The organism is Pseudomonas sp. JBR1 (assembly GCF_028198185.1).
GTDB lineage: Bacteria > Pseudomonadota > Gammaproteobacteria > Pseudomonadales > Pseudomonadaceae > Chryseomonas > Chryseomonas oryzihabitans_E.
Map to the genome: position 1 here is coordinate 1,695,546 of NZ_CP116340.1, position 15,839 is coordinate 1,711,384.

Sequence of the window (15,839 nt, forward strand, 5' to 3'; positions counted from 1 at the left end):
ATGGCCATCTCTGGTACCCCACCGGCAGCCCCCGCGCAGAACGTGCAGATCCTGACCTATCACGGCAAGAGCTTCGTGTCCGGCCTGGACTGGCACCCGCTGGACAGCCCGACCAGCTACATGAAGGAAGCCCGGCAGTACGGCCGCCTGCACAAGATGGACATTATCGCCATCCGCCGGGCTCGTAACGTCATCCAGGCCGGCTTCGTCGCGCGCAGCGCGGGTGCCATGAAGGGCATGTATTCCTTGGCGGCGACTCTTGCCGGGCAACTGGGTGATTCCTGGCTTGCTGCCTGGCAGATATCCCCTGATGAGCCACGCTACGCGCTGGTCGCCGTCTTGGATGGCGCGATCATTCCCAACGCCGACCTGGTTGGCTCCATGGCGGACGTGCAAAAGCGCGTTGCCCAACTGCTGAGTCGGTCCATCACCTTCGACGCGATGTTCCTGCCTGATGAGTTCGGGCTAGGCGGTCAGCCGCTGGACATCGAGGCGCTGCTGCAGCCAGGCAATCTCAAGCGCGAGTACGCCCTGCGTCCGCTAGCCTTCGGCATGAGCAAAGGCGAATGGGTCAAGGTCGCTCTGCTCGGTCTGGTAGTCGTTGGCGCCATCGCAGGCTACGGCCAGTGGAAAGCGCACCAGCATGAGCTGGCGCGGCGCGCGGCCGAGGCTGCAGAGGCAGCGCGCCAAGAGGAACTCAGAGCCCTGAGTCAGCGTTCCGGTGAGCAACTACCCGTGCAGGCCTTGGAACATCCCTGGGTCAGACGCCCCGGGGTGGCGGCCTTTCTTGCCACCTGTAACGGCGCCATCGACCAACTTCCTTTGTCGATCGCCGGTTGGCTCTTCACGTCGGCACAATGCGACGGCGTGCTGCTGTCCACCAACTACAGACGTGATGGTAACAGTACCGCCTCAGGTTTCCTGGCCGCTACCCGCGGGCACTTCGCCGATCAGCCGGCCTTTTTCGATGAAGGTAACGGCGCCGCGCTCAAACTGACTTTCGAGCCGCCGCTGGCCGGCGACGATGAGCTGCTGCAAGAAGCTGCTGCGCTGGCCGACCTGACTTCCTGGCTGCATGGCCAAGGCCTGGCTCCAACGCTCAAGGAAATCCCGGTCGTCGTGCCAGCGCCGGAAGCCTTGCCCGGCCAGCAGGCACCGCCCCCACCGCCGCCGCCGGACTACAAGCACTTCGAGCTGACCTTCAACACGGCGCTGCCGCCGGCGATTGTCCTCAAGGACGTGCCCGACCAGGGCCTGCGGCTGCGCGAGATCAAGACCCTTCTGCAGAGCGATCAGCTGGCCTGGTCGGTGACTGGTGACCTATATGTCAAATGACCTTCCCCTCGCCGTGATCGGCGTCCTCATGTTGACGCTGGCCGGGCCTGTGCTGGCCGCTGAGACGAAGTCGGCTGATCCAGACGGCATCACCGTGGGTGAGCTTTCCCGGGTACAGAGCGAGACGATCCTATTCAAGGCTCAGGGCGAGCGCGCCAAGGCGCTACGCGAAATCAATAACGGGGGCGTTCAGGCGATCTCCGTACCTCAGCCCAGCTACCCGCAACAGCCCCTGCCCATCCCAGGGAATCGTGGAAGTACGACGGCCGATCCAGCGAATGTCGTCGAGCAGTTGCCGGTAGTGAAGCTGGTATACGGCGCCGGTAAGGCACTGCACGCCACCCTGCTCTACAGCGGCGGATTCGAGATCGACGCCTCCCTGGCATCAACCGACCTTCCTGGTGGCTACCGCGTCGCCAGCCTGACGTTGGACAGCGTCGTGCTCAGCCGCGGCCGTAAGCGTTTTCCTCTGGGCTTCTCCAACCGCGCGCCGAGCTATCCGGTAGCCAGCGTGGCAGCAAGTCAGGGGCCTGTGCTGCCGATGACTGTCACGCCGATGAATCCCATGCCTCCCGCACCTATAGCCGCACCTACGCCTATTGCCCTCCCGGGCGCTACGCCTGCTGGTCTCTGACCTGGAGTTCCGCTAATGACCTCGAACGTTTCCATTGAAAGCGCTGCGGATGAACCGGATGACTCAGCCAAGGCGATCGGCCAGCGCCTTGCAGGTGAGCTGGTCAACGAGCTCCTTCCCCTCCAGGCGCGCAACGTGTTGACTGCCGAGGGCGCTCCCTGGGGTTTGCTCAAGCCAGAGCTTCGGCAGCTACTGGCCTTGGTGGAAGGCTCACGCCCAACCGATCGCACCCAGTTGCTGGTCTCGGGTCAGCATTTGCGAGATCCCTTCGTGATGGCATTCATGGGCCAGTTGGACCGGGCGGACCTGGATTACCAGGTCGTACCCAGCACCCTGAGTGACATCCAGGCGCTATACAAGGTCGAGGCATCCTGCAGTGTCGTGGCTATCTCCGTAGATGGAACCTCACGTCAGCAGGAGGTCATTCGACTGCTGGGCGAGGCCCATGCTCGAGGCGCTTCCGACGTCCACTTCGTGGTGGGCCGCGAGATCACCCACATCCTCTTTCGTATCCATGGTCTTCTGACCGAGTACGGTCAGATCCAGAGCCGCATAGGCCGTGAGCTGTGCTCGGCGCTCTATAACTCCATGTGCGACGTGGCCGAAGAGCACTATCAGCCGGAGATCAGCCAGGATGCACGGGTCAAGCACGACTTTGTAGCGCAACTGGGCCTGTTCGGCGCGCGAGTCGCCTCGCGCCCCCTGGTGGGGGGCCCCCTCATGGTCCTGCGACTGCTCTATGACGAGAAAGCCAAGCAGTCCTTGGACGAGCTCGGCTTTCTCTCAGAACAGATCGCCCTGCTCAATCGGCTGCGTCGACTCCCGTACGGCGTCATCCTGATCACTGGACCGACCGGTTCCGGCAAGTCGAAGACCTTGCAGGTCACCCTCAATACGCTGCATAGCGAAACAGAGGGCACTCGCCACATCCTCACAGTCGAGGATCCACCCGAGTACCCACTCAAGGCCAACCAGTCGCCGTTGGGTCATGCCGAGACTTGGGACGGCGCAATCACCAACACCATGCGTCTGGATCCGGACATCCTCATGTATGGGGAAGTACGCGACCTCGCCACCGCCCAGGCGGCGTTTCGCGGCGGCATGACCGGTCACCTGGTCTTCTCGACCCTGCACACCAACAACGCGGTAGCGAGCCTGCAGCGGCTCATCGACATGGGCGCCGACCCGAGCCTGGTGACAGACCCTGCACTCATGTCAGGCCTCATCAACCAGTCGCTGTTGCCGGTGCTGTGCACGCATTGCGCCCAACCACTGGCCTCTCAACGCGAACAGCTGAACCCCGCCCTAATCGAGCGACTGGAACGGGTCATGGATCCCGCGAAGGTCAGGCTGCAAGGTCCTGGATGTGCGCACTGCCGCAACATGGGCGTCTCCTCGCGGACGGTCGTCGCCGAGGTTCTGATCCCCAACCATCGCTTCATGCAGATCTTCCGCGACCAGGGTGCTAGCGCGGCGAAAACCTACTGGGTGCGGGAAATGGGCGGGATCACCAAGATCCAGCACACCATCCGCAAGGTCGCCGCCGGCCTAATCGATCCTCGCATGGCCGAAACCATCGTCGGCCCGCTGGACTTCGATCTCTACGTCCTGGAGCAGCCCCATGCTTAGTAGGGTCCTGGACAGCTTCAGTACCTTCGCCGATACCTTCTACGCCAAGCAGTTCGGCAGTAAGGAGCGGATCCAGTTCTACGAAAGCCTCTGCGCGCTGATCGAGAACGGCGTCGGTATTGACCAGGCCCTGGATGAGGTTCGGGGGATCTACAGCGACAACGGCAAGAAGCCGCGTCACCCAGTAGCGCTGGCCAGCGCCGGCATGGTCCAGGGCGTGCGCAACGGGAAATCCCTGGCCGAGGCCTGCCAGAAATGGATGCGCTACCAGGAAGCCGCCATCATCGGCGCCGGTGAGCGTTCCGGCGCGCTGGTCCAGGCATTCCTCGATTGCGTCCGCATGATTGAAGCGCGCAGCAAGATTGGCTCGTTGGTCGTGAGCACGACGCTGTACCCCTGCTTTATCTGGGCCCTGATGGCGTATCTGCTGCATGTCGTGGCGACCCGCATGGTGCCCGCCATGACGCGAGCATCGAACCCGGACAGCTGGTCGGGCGCCCCGCGTGTGCTCTATCTCCTCGCCACCTTCGTCCAGCAGTGGGGCACGCTCACGCTCATCACGCTGGTAGCCCTGCTGATCATCATCCTCGCAACGCTCCCCTACTTCACCGGACCGTTGCGGGTGAAGCTTGAGGACCTTCCGCCGTGGTCGATCTACAAGGCCCTGCACGGCTCCACGTTCCTGCTCAACATCTCCGTGATGCTCAAGGCCAACATCAACCAGGTCGATGCCCTGGAGTCTCTCTTGCAGGGCGCCAAGCCATGGCTGCGCGAGCGCCTGGTGGCAGCCATCTACGGCGTGCGCATGGGCAAGAATTTCGGTGAAGCGCTGCGCCTGGCCGGTCACGACTTTCCGGACAAGACGGCCGTCCAGTTCCTGTGCGTGCTGGCCACCCGCAAGGGATTCTCCGAGGCTATTCACCGTTTCAGCATCCGTTGGCTGGAGCAGTCACTCAAGATCGTCGGACGCTACAGCAAATCCGTGCTGACCCTGTCGGCCATCGCCATGGGCTCGCTGATGATCCTGGTGCTGCTGGGCACCTACGGCATGCAAGAAGCCGTCACTTCAAACATACACCGCTGATTCACCCCAACCCCCTGCAGTGAGGATGTCGCAGATGCGTACCCAAAGTTTTACCGGCAGTCGCCGTCAACGTGGCTTCTTGGAGCTGAGCACCCTGTTCGTGCTTATCGTCTTAGCCCTGGGCATCGCCGGGGCCGTGTCGGCCGGGCTGGGCCTGCTCGGCAGCTCCGATGTCAGTACCGAGCAGTCCAACGTCGGTACCCTGATCGCCAATACGCGCAAGCTCAAGAGTAGCTCCGGCTACGGCACGTCCGGCACGAACCTGATCTCCCAACTGGTCACCACCAAGGGCTTGCCGAGCATGAGTCAGTCGGGTTCGAACCTTTACAACAGCTGGAACGGCGCCGTCACCGTTGTATCCGGTGGCATGACGTTCACCGTGACCGAAAACGGTCTTCCGGAGGATGCCTGTGCAACGTTGGCCACCAAGATCAGCAGGGGCACCAAGGTGACGACCACGATCAATGGCGGCACCGCCATCACCGGTGAAGTCGACTCCGCCACGGCCTCGAGCGGTTGCAGCAAGGACAGCAACATCGTCGCTTGGACCGCCTACTGAGCCGGTATGAGCCTGATCACGCAAGCCAATTTCGTCGATCTCTTCCTCGGCCCAGACTTCTCGGACGTGAAGGGGCTGGACGGCTCTGGAAGCCGTCGCGACAGCGCACCGGCTTCCTGGAGTGACGAACTTCAGGCGCTGCGCGAGCAGTGCCTGGCCACAATCCTTGATCATGGAGACCCTGAATTCTCGCTGGTTCAGGACGGCATTGTCCTGCGGGTGACGCAGATCAAGGACGCCTTTGCGCAAGATGTCTTCATCATCCGCAAATCCAATGCGCAGATCCGCCCCTTCCACCTGCTCGGTATCCCCGAGCCGTTGGCCAACGCCATGCTTAGCGACCAGGTGCGTGGCCTGGTCGTCTTCTGCGGCGAGATGGGCACTGGCAAGACCAGCAGCGCGGCGTCCCTGATCGCCGCCCGCCTGCAGGAATGTGGGGGTACAGCGCTGGCGATCGAGGACCCCGCCGAAACCAACCTCAATGGCCTGCACGGGCAGGGACGCTGCATCCAGATGCAGGTCTCCCGCCGCACCGGTGGCTATGAAGAGGCGCTGCTGCGCGCGCTGCGCACGGGCGCCGACATGATCCTGATTGGCGAGATCCGCGACACCGCCACCGCCGTTCAGGCGGTCCGCGCAGCAATCAACGGCGTCTTCGTCGTCTGCACCTTTCACGCTGGCAGCCCAACGCAAGCCCTTGATCGCGTCCTGGCGCTGGCCAGCAATGAGATCAAGAACGCTCGCGAGATCCTAGCGCAGGGTCTCGTCGCGGTCGTCGCGCAGACGCTCGAAACCCAGAAGGATCGACGCATCCTCAAGGTCCGCAGCTTGCTGCTGACCGAGGCGGACGGCCCCGCCATCCGCGAGAAGATCCGCAAGAACGAGATTTCGAGCCTGGACCAGGACATCGAGAACCAATCCACCAGGAGTCTGTGGGCATGAGCGTTCAAGACAAAGGAAAGCAGGCCGGCTTCATCGCCGTGGAAGTGCTGTTTGGCCTGATCGTGTTGTCGATCCTTGCGGGGATCGGCATCAACCAGGTGATGAACCGCATGGACTCCCAGAACTACCAGATCGCGGCCGAACAGCAAAAGCAGGTAGCAGATGCCGCGGCCAAGTACCTCAAGGACAACTTCGCCACGGTCTACGCCGCGGCCGGTACCACGACGCCGGCGCAGATCACGCCGGCGATGCTGCGCAACACCAATTACCTCCCGAAGGGCTTCGGCGATGCCAATGCCTTCGGCCAGACCTTCGTGGTGCTGGCCCGGCGGGTGGCTGCCAATCAGCTCGAATCCATTGTGCTGACCACCGGTGGCCAGACCATCGACGAGATGGGTACCCGGGAGATCGCCGAGAATCTCGGCGCCCCGGGCGGCTTCGTGCCGGTGGCCAACACCGGCATCATCCAGGGCGTGCGCGGGGGTTGGTCATTGACTCTGAGCAACTACGGGATGAGCCCCGGTGCAGGCCACACCGCCAGCGCCCTCTTCTTACAGGATGGCACCCTGGCCAACGACTACCTGTATCGCAATGCCATCGCCGGCAAGCCAGAACTGAACCGGATGAACACTGCGCTCAACATGGGCGGCAACGACCTGAACAATGCGGCCAACATCACCGCCTCCGGTACCGCCAGCATCAGCGGCGATGTGAACGCTGGTCGCAACGTCAATGCCAGTGGCAACGTAAACCTCAATGGCACAGTCACCGCCGGCGGCGACCTGCGTGCAGGATCCATGTACCTGCATGGCAATGCTTCGATGAAGGGCAATGCGTCAGTCGGCGGCAACGTTGCCGTGACAGGCGATGTCACCACCGGCTCCATGTACGCCCGCGGCAATGTTCAAGGCGTCACCGCCAGCATGTCCGGAGAAACCTACACCACGGGCTGGTTCAGGACCCGAGGGGATACCGGCTGGTACAGCGAGAAATGGGGCGGCGGCTGGCACATGACCGACAGCGACTGGATCCGCGCCTATGCCGGCAAGAATGTGTATACGCCAGGGCAAATGCGAGGTAACAGCCTATTCTCTGAAGGGCGTACTTACGTGGGTGAGTATCTGCAGCTCAACGGCACTGCGAGTGAGAACGCAGGGTGTGGCTCAAATGGCATGGTCAGCCGCACCGCAGAAGGCTTGCTACTTTCTTGCCAATCGGGTGTGTGGAAGCGTCAAGCAGCAGACACGCACTGGGGAGGCACTTTTTTCGCGGCTTCCTGGGCTGCAGGAGGATGCGGTACAGCCAACCCCTACACTGGGTCATGTAGCTGTCCGGTTGGGTATCGGTCCTACAATCAGTTCTCGATTCAGGTAGGTGGATGCCGGCCTTGCATCTCTTATGGCTGCTACAAGCCTTAAACGCAATGTACCCGCCGCCTAGAACTTGCAGCAAAAAAACCTAGCATAGTCGTTATGCCCAACGACAGGACTGCGGTGGATGCAGATCGCTGCATCTGTCCACCGGTGTTCAACCTGGTTTTGGTGGCCAGCAGGACACGTTCACGTCGTTGCGTCGTTGCGTCGTTGCGTCGTTGCGTCGTTGCGTCGTTGCGTCGTTGCGTCGTTGCGTCGTTGCGTCGTTGCGTCGTTGCGTCGTTGCGTCGTTGCGTCGTTGGATTCGTAGCCGTTTACGGTGTACGCCACACTTGGCAGTCGTCAGACCGGCGGCGACTTTAGAGGGGGACTACTAGGATCGTCAGCTCTGGAGTAACCGTTTCAGGTGCAATAACAGTTGATGCTGACCTCCCGGAGCAAACTTTAGGCCTCATAGGGGTCCATCACCGTGAAGCAACTCCATGCCCATCCTCTGGATCATCCTAATAATTGTGACTGCTACCGTCGGGCTGTTGGCCGATGTTGAACGCTCTTCCAGCAGCCGGGCAAGTGAGGTCGACGTCTCGGCGATCGCCTACAACCTCCTCACCTATCGCAATGCCCTGGCCGAGTACGCGCACGCCAATCCGACCGTCACCGGCGCGCCGGCCGATTCTGTCCTGGCACTGCCTACCTGGTACCGCAAGCTGCCGAACGTCTCCGGCTATGTGAACGCCGGTCAGAGCTTCACCTACTACCCCACGCCGCCCAATGGCCTGGTCAGTAAGATGGTCGACCTCACCCAGTCTCAAGCTATCGGCACGGTAGTAGCCAGCACACTGCAAAGCCCCATCAGCGGCAACATGGGTGTCGTTGTTCCCCAAACCATTCCCAATGGCTCGGCCCTCGCCTACCAGTAGCGACTCCACAAACCGCTCCTGAGCCAGATGCGGCTCCGCGCCCACACCTCATGCTGCTACATAGTGTTACAGCAATGAAACACTCGAAGTGCAGTGGCAGACGAAGCGGACCGGCTGTCCCTTCAAATTAGCGGACGGTCGACTAAAGTCGCATTCCTGAGCGATTCGCAGTCTAGTAGGCGCCCCGTTTGAGATCGCTGATTTGAAACACTTCACCGTCCGCAACCTACTGCTCGTCTTGACCGCTATCACGTTGCTCGTGTGCCTGAATCAAGACGCAGGGATGTCCGTGGTTACGGGTGGATAGCGGCTCTATGGGACATCGCGGTTACCCGCATTTGATGCCAAGCGCCCCTTCGCGCCGTCCGGCCCTGCCGGAAAGCTGACGAAATCCTAGAGGTCGCGGTAACCATCACGCACGAGGCGACGGGCATTGCCCCATCGCTTTACAAGGCTCGCTATCCAGGTAGTCCACATGCAGCAAAATGGCTGGAATTTTCTCAGCAACATCAGCGTTAGGGCCAAGCTTACGCTCGGCTTCTCCCTGCTCATCGGCATGATTTTGCTGGTGGCATACACCGGTTGGACGGCAACCGAAACCCTCCGCGACCGTAGCGCCCGAATGGGTGATATCTCCGGGTTCAGCACCCTGGCCCGAGACATGCGCATCGAGCGCCTGGTGTACTTCAACAAAGCTGATGACGTGCAGGCGGCGAAGTGGCTCGCTGCTCTGGATAAAACCGAGGGCCAGCTGCACAGCATCGCTCCGCACTTCAACACCCCAACTAACAAAGCGCTGCTGAGTGAAGCGGACGCGATCCTGAAACGCTACCGCGAGTTCTATCAGCAGACGGTAGCAGCAACCCGTCAGCGGGAAGCTACGCGAAAGACGGCGGCGACGGCGGTGGAGGGTATGAATACCTACCTTCTCGCGTTGTCCGACGCAGCCAATGCCGAAAGCGGTCACTATGAAGACCGTAAGCAGCTCGCCTCGCTCTATGTCGGCGTCCAACGTATGCGAGTGACTGTCCGCAGCTTTACCGCACAACCCGGTAAAGACACCGAGGAAGCCGCGCGTACCGCCATTTCGAGTGTGCTGGCTCAGATGGAGGCTCTCAAGTCGACAAGCCTGCCGAGAGACGTGGTGCAGACGCTCACCAATGAAGTGAAAGGGTACCAAGAGCGGCTTCTGCAAATGGTTGGGGAACAAGCGAAGGTAGACGCCGCGCAGGGAGGGATCACGACCTCCATCACCGCGCTGCTCGCGACTGCCGACAAGCTGACTGCTATCCAGAACGAATTCCAGGCATCTGATGTGGCCGGCGCTCGGCAGATGCTGCTGATCTGGCTGGCTGTCGCCATCACGTTGGGCCTCCTTGGTGCCTGGCTGATCACTCGCTCTATCGTCCGGCCTCTGAAAGAGACCGTGGCGTTGGTCGAGACTGTTGCCGGTGGTGACTTTACTCAACAGCAGGCGGTTACCCGCAAAGACGAGCTGGGCATGCTCCAGGCCAGCATGCAGCGGATGACCACCAACCTTCGCGGCCTGATCGGTGAAATGAAGGACGGTGTCGTTCAGGTTGCAAGCGCGGCCGAGCAGCTGTCAGCGGTCACTGAGCAGACCAGCGCCGGCGTGCACTCCCAGAAGGTCGAGACCGATCAGATTGCCACCGCTATGCAGGAGATGACCGCGACCACCCATGAAGTCGCGCGTAACGCGGGTGAGGCAGCCAAATCGGCCATGGATGCCAGCCAGCAGGCGCAGCAAGGTGACCAGGCTGTCACCAAGGCGGTCACTCAGATCGAGCTGCTTGCTCACGAGATGGATTCGACCAAAGTAGCCATGGCCGCGCTGCGCGACCAAGCCGATAGCATTGGTGGTGTTCTAGGCGTGATTAAAGCAGTGGCAGAACAGACGAACCTCCTGGCGCTTAACGCCGCTATCGAGGCCGCCCGGGCCGGTGAAGCCGGTCGCGGTTTTGCGGTGGTGGCTGACGAAGTGCGAGGTTTGGCACAGCGCACGCGCGCCTCCACAGACGAGATTGCTCAGTTGATCACCGGCCTGAATCAAAGCACGGACCGAATGGCTTCGGTGCTGGAGCAGAATGTGCAACTCACTGGCAGCAGCGTGAGTCTTTCCCGCGAGGCCGGCGAGATGCTCAAACGCATTACTCAGTCGGTGAAAAGCATCGAGTCGATGAACGAGCAGATTGCCTGTGCGGCCGAACAGCAAAGCTCCGCCGGGGAAGAGATTAGCCGCAGCGTTACCAATGTACGCGACATCTCCGACCAGACCGCTGCAGCGAGTGAGGAAACGGCGTCCTCAAGCATGGAGCTTGCCCGTATTGGTGTCCGCTTGCAGGAAATGACCGCTCGCTTCAAGGTCTGATGGCTACCGGGCCCGGTAACGCACTGGGCCCTACTCATTGAGGTGTAACGCGGTACTGCGGACCTCGTGGACTGAAATCTTTCAATCCGGGACTACATTGGGGTGATAGGCCAATTAGTGGCTTCTCTAATGCCCGTGATGTCTTACGTAATGGCGTAGGGTCATCAATTCGCCACTTTTCTAACGTGGACGAGCTCAATGCCCATTGACCTAGCGAGCGCCTCAAACGTTATCGCTGGGTCAGAGGGCTTATGGCCGAGCAGCAATCGCTCGGCGAAGCAGATCTCCGCATAGGCATCGCTGCGCGAAAGCCGATCAGCTCTCACGGTCAAAGACTTGAGCTCACCAGTCGTGTAAGCAATCTCAAAAACCTGCGTTTCGCCCATAGCCTGTCATTCCGTGACACACATCACATTTTGATGGCATGGTGACACTAGTGTTCAACGATATGAAGCGCGGAAACGCCAGTTGTAGAGCCTCTCGTCGGAAATCATTAGTCAGACAAACATCTTTCACTTCAACTGAATCTGAGCTAGTTGCGGTTCCGCGCTGACGCCTCATGCTGCTCCAGGCACGGTTTCTCTGTAGGCCATTTGGCCATCAACAGGGGAATCCCATGCGTGTGTTTTTGTGCGAGAAGCCCAGCCAGGGCAAGGACATTTCCAGGGTGCTCGGCGCCACTGGGCGCGGTGAGGGCTGCATTCGCGGCCAGGGCGTGGTGGTCACCTGGGGGATCGGCCATCTCCTCGAGCAGGCGCCGCCAGAAGCTTACGATCCGGCGCTGAAGTCCTGGTCCCTGGAAGCGCTGCCGATTCTGCCGGCGAACTGGAAGGTCGAGGTCAAGCCCAAGACCAGCAGCCAATTCAAGGCGGTCAAGGCGGTGCTCAAAGAAGCGACCGAACTGGTCATCGCCACCGATGCCGATCGCGAGGGCGAGATGATCGCCCGCGAGCTGCTGGAGCATTGCGGCTATCGCGGTCCCGTCCAGCGACTGTGGCTCTCGGCGCTCAACGACGCCTCGATCCGCCAGGCCCTGGCGAGCCTCAAGTCCGGGGCCGAAACCTTTTCCATGTACCACTCGGCGCTGGCTCGCTCTCGGGCAGACTGGTTGATCGGCATGAACTTCACGCGGCTGTTCACCCTCCTCGGCCGTCAGGCTGGCTACAGCGGGGTGCTATCGGTAGGGCGAGTGCAGACGCCTACGTTGCGCCTGGTGGTCGACCGCGATCGAGAGATCGCCCACTTCGTCCCGGTGCCGTTCTGGAGCCTGGACGTGCTGCTGGCCGCCAACGGCCAGACCTTCACGGCCCAATGGCGACCTGCCCGCGACATCACCGATGACGAGGGGCGCTGCCTGGACCAGCGCCATGCCCAGGCCGCGCAGGCACGCCTCACTGCGGGATCTACCGCCATTGCGGTGTCGGTCGAGACCGAGCGGGTCAAGGAGGTGGCCCCCCTGTCTTTCGACTTGGGCACGCTGCAGGAGATATGCTCGAAGAAGCTCGGCCTCGGGGCCCAGGAGACCCTGAACGTCGCCCAGGCGCTGTATGAGACGCACAAAGCGACGACCTACCCCAGGACCGACTGCGGCTACCTGCCCACCAGCATGCTGCCGGAGGTGCCGGCCGTGCTCGAGGCGATCCGGCGCACGGATCCGTCCATTGCCCCGGTGCTGGCCAGCATCGATCCGGCGCAGCGCTCGCGTGCCTGGAACGACGCCAAGATCACGGCGCACCACGGCATCATCCCTACCCTTGAGCCCGCCAACCTGTCCGCAATGAGCGAAAAGGAACGGGCGGTCTACAGCCTGATCCGCGCGCACTACCTTGCCCAGTTCATGCCCCACCACGAGTTCGATCGGACGGTGGCGGATTTCGACTGCAACCAGGTCGCTCTACGGGCAGTGGGCAAGCGCATCGTGGTGCCGGGCTGGAAGACCCTGTTTCAGGCAGTAGCATCTGATGACGATGAGGACAGCAAGGAGAAGGACCGAGCGCAGATCCTGCCACCGCTGCAGAACGCCTCTCGCGCCCAGGTGCAGCAGGCCCAGCTCAAGGCGCAGCAGACGCAACCACCCAAGCCCTACACCGAAGGCGATCTCATCAAGGCGATGAAGACCGTGGCCAAGCTGGTGACCGACCCGCGCTTGGCCGCCAAGCTCAAGGAAACCACCGGCATCGGCACCGAGGCCACCCGGGCCAGCATCATCCAGGGCCTGATTGATCGTGGGTTCCTGCTCAAGAAGGGCAAGGCAGTGCGGGCATCCGAGGCCGGCGTCTCGCTGATCGCCGCGGTGCCGCCGGCAGTGGCCGACCCTGGCACTACCGCCATCTGGGAGCAGGCCCTGGACATGATCGAGGCCGGCACCATGCAGCTGGATGACTTCATCGCTAAGCAAGGCGCCTGGATCGGCAAACTGGTCGCCCAGTACCGCCAGACCACGCTCAGCATCAAAGTCCCGGAGGGTCCGTCGTGCCCGCTCTGCCACGGCAAGATGGCTCAGCGAAAGGGCAAGAGCGGCGACTTCTGGTCCTGCCTGCGCTACCCCGACTGCAAAGGCCTAGTGAACATCGAAACGTCAAAAGGGAAAGGCAAAGGCGGCCCAGAAAAGGCACGCGCTTCGACGCGAGCAAGCGGCAGTTCAACGTGACGTCGAAGCTTCAGGATCGTCTGCACCATCATGTGGCCACGCATGAGGCGCACTCAATCTTGCCTCTAGTAGGCCTGCATATTTTCGAGCCTCACTCTCGCTCGCAAAGTACGCATCCGCGCCAGGAATCGAGACACGCCAAGGTTGTGCATTACCTTCAGCAAGATGCTGGATTGTCACCGCTTTCATGAGTTGACCCTTGCCGTAGCAATATCTACGACTACTAGTGAGCACCGTAGGTGTCCTACCAGGGTCCGACTCCGAGAGTAGAGGGTCGTGCGATATTGCTTTACTCAGAATTCCCCCCGCATAATGCAATCGCTCCACCCCGCTCGCGCACTGGCGGTCATCAGTGGCAACCCGGAAGCTTCTCGACCTGGTCTTGAAGTTTCACCCCTAAGAGCACGCTAAGCATCGGGTAGGGCGTGTAGATCTTTGCGTGATGCTCTCCCTGTGTCTCCCTGCTCCGCAGCTGACACGCAGCCGTCTAACTTCGTGATAAGCGGGTTTACAGGCACATAGGGCTCACAGAAGGTTCGGTGCACACTGTACTTCGGGCCAACCTGGTGTGTTGGCCCACACTGTTCCTCCCCTTCAGCTGCATTCGAAGGGTAGCCTGGTCCTCTCGGCATCGCCTGGTGGACGAGGCTACCCGTCGGGTAGCCCTCCTCTCTGCCGGTGCCCGCCGGCGCAAAAATGGGATCCCTTTGTGCGCGGATGCGTGCCTTGCGATTACTGGCCCCAGCCACGATAACGGGTCGGGTGAATGCGACGATCATCAGGACGGTAGGTCAATGCCCAGGGACCACCAGTGCCGGTGCTCACGCTCACAGGTGGCATCTTTCTCTTGAGCTCCACTAGCCCCACCCTCGCCGAGGCGCCCTGCTGCTAGACCCAGCGCTGCGCCTGGCGCGCTTTTCCATTGCAGTGAAAATCGCCGGCTTACAAGTTTCAAAGATAGTACGGCCCCTATGCATCGCCCTGGAAGGCTCTACTTGCCGATCTAAATCTATCCCTAGATCTTGAATTAGACGTTTAATGCGAAGCACCCTTATTCCTCTGACCTAAGGTCAGCAGCAGCCAGACTATAGCGGCGCAATACAAGGAACCGGTCCAGGCGGATGTCTGGGTGCCGTACGAGCTGATCACGCCCGGTAACCTGGCGATTACACCGCTCGTTTCAAGTAGCGACTGGGAGAGCGCCGGCCTGAACGGGGTAGCGTCCCGAATTTATGCGAGTCGCTGCCGAAAAAGAGCGATCGCCCTGCAAGAACGCCCCTCGAAGGCTGAAAACTGACGCCCGGGACAGCTCAATACCGCGTCCAGCGGTAGAAAGGCTTCAGTGCGGTCCCTTGCTCCCCTGGCGCGCCGCTCGCCCACCATCAGGACCAGTCCTTTACCAGCGACCTGAAGTAGAGGGTGAAGATCAGCCGTACATCCATGAGCGGCGCGAAGATGTCTTGGTCACGAAGGATGCCAGCCAGCGTGCCGCAAAACAGGCTATGCAGCTGTAGGCTGGCACTTCTCGGCGTCACCGCGACCTGCAGGCGCTGCCGTTGGCCATCGAAGAGGCGCTCGACGAGCGCCACGAATTCGCGGGTCAAGGCATTTTCCCGCTGTTCGACTTCCTGCAATTCCTGAGTGAACTCGCAACGGTGCATCAGGATGGTCATGACTCGACGCTCCCGTCCCGGCTGAACGAATTTCTCCATGCACTCGACGCACAGTTCGTACAGCCTCATCAGGCAATCGCCCTCCCCATCCGCACTCAACTGCTGGGTGACTTCGTCAAGCGGAATGCGGATGCGATTGAGCATCTCATGGACCAGCTGCGCCTTATCCCTGAAGTGCCAATACACCGCTCCTCGCGTGAGCCCGCACTGTCTGGCGATCATTTCGAGGCTGGTGCGTGAAACACCATTGGTGAGAAACAACGCCTCGGCTGCATCCAGGATGGTCTGGCGGGTCTGCTCAGCGTCTTCTTTTGTACGGCGCATGGCTATCTCGTTTCAAAGGCGTCTGTTTTAGAAGTCTAACGTTTCGCCTGTCTTTTACAAACATTCTTGCATGTATGCTTACCTGGCGCATCTCTTCGGCACTTCTATCGATGCGCGCTCGTCAGTCCTGGGAGCTACTTGGGTGCCGGCTGCCCAGTCAGGTTTTGGACAGCGGCTAGAGAAAAACAGGAAGAGAGCCCTCTCTTCCTGGTGGACTCATTTCTTATCTGAAACGACGCAGGGAAACGCCGTTCCTACCGCTACGCGAGTCCAAAAATTATGTGCACCGCCGCGAGCGTGGCCGGCCGGGCCACCCCTGCAAGCACG

At 61.1% G+C, this 15,839-nt stretch carries 11 protein-coding genes and 1 pseudogene; 11 read left to right on the forward strand and 1 reads right to left on the reverse strand.

Annotated features, from left to right (window positions below; genetic code table 11):
- The 11 genes and pseudogenes from pilO2 (at window position 1) to PJ259_RS07900 (ending at window position 13,515) form a co-directional block, all read left to right on the forward strand.
- Window positions 1–1,335 (forward strand): type 4b pilus protein PilO2, encoded by a 1,335-nt coding sequence (gene pilO2, locus PJ259_RS07855; RefSeq protein WP_271655377.1) that lies wholly within the window; start codon window positions 1–3, stop codon window positions 1,333–1,335.
- On the forward strand, window positions 1,325–1,969 hold the full coding sequence (gene pilP / locus PJ259_RS07860) for a type IV pilus biogenesis protein PilP (RefSeq protein ID WP_271655378.1): 645 nt from the start codon (window positions 1,325–1,327) through the stop codon (window positions 1,967–1,969). Before pilO2 ends, pilP begins: the two co-directional genes overlap by 11 nt.
- Window positions 1,970–1,984: 15 nt before the next feature.
- Complete coding sequence (locus PJ259_RS07865; protein ID WP_271655379.1) at window positions 1,985–3,598, forward strand: GspE/PulE family protein; 1,614 nt, start codon at window positions 1,985–1,987, stop codon at window positions 3,596–3,598.
- On the forward strand, window positions 3,591–4,682 hold the full coding sequence (locus tag PJ259_RS07870; protein WP_271655380.1) for a type II secretion system F family protein: 1,092 nt from the start codon (window positions 3,591–3,593) through the stop codon (window positions 4,680–4,682). Before PJ259_RS07865 ends, PJ259_RS07870 begins: the two co-directional genes overlap by 8 nt.
- Window positions 4,683–4,716: 34 nt before the next feature.
- Window positions 4,717–5,241 (forward strand): type 4 pilus major pilin, encoded by a 525-nt coding sequence (locus PJ259_RS07875; RefSeq protein ID WP_271655381.1) that lies wholly within the window; start codon window positions 4,717–4,719, stop codon window positions 5,239–5,241.
- Window positions 5,242–5,247: 6 nt separating this feature from the next.
- Window positions 5,248–6,183 (forward strand): ATPase, T2SS/T4P/T4SS family, encoded by a 936-nt coding sequence (locus tag PJ259_RS07880; protein WP_271655382.1) that lies wholly within the window; start codon window positions 5,248–5,250, stop codon window positions 6,181–6,183.
- Window positions 6,180–7,601: a shufflon system plasmid conjugative transfer pilus tip adhesin PilV gene (pilV, locus tag PJ259_RS07885; protein WP_271655383.1), complete on the forward strand. Its 1,422-nt coding sequence runs from the start codon at window positions 6,180–6,182 to the stop codon at window positions 7,599–7,601. The genes PJ259_RS07880 and pilV overlap by 4 nt, the downstream gene beginning before the upstream one ends.
- Before the next feature lie 437 nt (window positions 7,602–8,038).
- Complete coding sequence (pilM, locus tag PJ259_RS07890) at window positions 8,039–8,476, forward strand: type IV pilus biogenesis protein PilM (RefSeq protein WP_271655384.1); 438 nt, start codon at window positions 8,039–8,041, stop codon at window positions 8,474–8,476.
- A gap of 556 nt (window positions 8,477–9,032) precedes the next feature.
- Window positions 9,033–10,007 (forward strand): annotated as a pseudogene (locus PJ259_RS22875) (methyl-accepting chemotaxis protein); the annotation flags it as partial.
- 27 nt (window positions 10,008–10,034) lie between these two features.
- Entirely contained in the window at window positions 10,035–10,865 is an 831-nt protein-coding gene (locus PJ259_RS22880) for a methyl-accepting chemotaxis protein (protein ID WP_423815077.1), read from the forward strand.
- 616 nt (window positions 10,866–11,481) lie between these two features.
- Window positions 11,482–13,515, forward strand: coding sequence for a DNA topoisomerase III (locus tag PJ259_RS07900; RefSeq protein ID WP_271655386.1), 2,034 nt, complete (start codon window positions 11,482–11,484; stop codon window positions 13,513–13,515).
- Between the two features lie 1,382 nt (window positions 13,516–14,897).
- Here the strand turns inward: PJ259_RS07900 and PJ259_RS07905 are convergent.
- Window positions 14,898–15,512 carry a TetR family transcriptional regulator gene (locus tag PJ259_RS07905; RefSeq protein WP_271655387.1) on the reverse strand — a complete coding sequence of 205 codons (615 nt, stop codon included), beginning with the start codon at window positions 15,510–15,512 and terminating at the stop codon, window positions 14,898–14,900.
- Window positions 15,513–15,839: the final 327 nt, after the last annotated feature.

Coding starts and splice junctions, on each gene's coding strand:
- pilO2 (WP_271655377.1), top strand. CDS start 1: ATGGCCATCTCTGGTACCCCACCGGCAGCCCCCGCGCAGAACGTGCAG.
- pilP (WP_271655378.1), top strand. CDS start 1,325: ATGTCAAATGACCTTCCCCTCGCCGTGATCGGCGTCCTCATGTTGACG.
- PJ259_RS07865 (WP_271655379.1), top strand. CDS start 1,985: ATGACCTCGAACGTTTCCATTGAAAGCGCTGCGGATGAACCGGATGAC.
- PJ259_RS07870 (WP_271655380.1), top strand. CDS start 3,591: ATGCTTAGTAGGGTCCTGGACAGCTTCAGTACCTTCGCCGATACCTTC.
- PJ259_RS07875 (WP_271655381.1), top strand. CDS start 4,717: ATGCGTACCCAAAGTTTTACCGGCAGTCGCCGTCAACGTGGCTTCTTG.
- PJ259_RS07880 (WP_271655382.1), top strand. CDS start 5,248: ATGAGCCTGATCACGCAAGCCAATTTCGTCGATCTCTTCCTCGGCCCA.
- pilV (WP_271655383.1), top strand. CDS start 6,180: ATGAGCGTTCAAGACAAAGGAAAGCAGGCCGGCTTCATCGCCGTGGAA.
- pilM (WP_271655384.1), top strand. CDS start 8,039: ATGCCCATCCTCTGGATCATCCTAATAATTGTGACTGCTACCGTCGGG.
- PJ259_RS22880 (WP_423815077.1), top strand. CDS start 10,035: ATGAAGGACGGTGTCGTTCAGGTTGCAAGCGCGGCCGAGCAGCTGTCA.
- PJ259_RS07900 (WP_271655386.1), top strand. CDS start 11,482: ATGCGTGTGTTTTTGTGCGAGAAGCCCAGCCAGGGCAAGGACATTTCC.
- PJ259_RS07905 (WP_271655387.1), bottom strand. CDS start 15,512: ATGCGCCGTACAAAAGAAGACGCTGAGCAGACCCGCCAGACCATCCTG.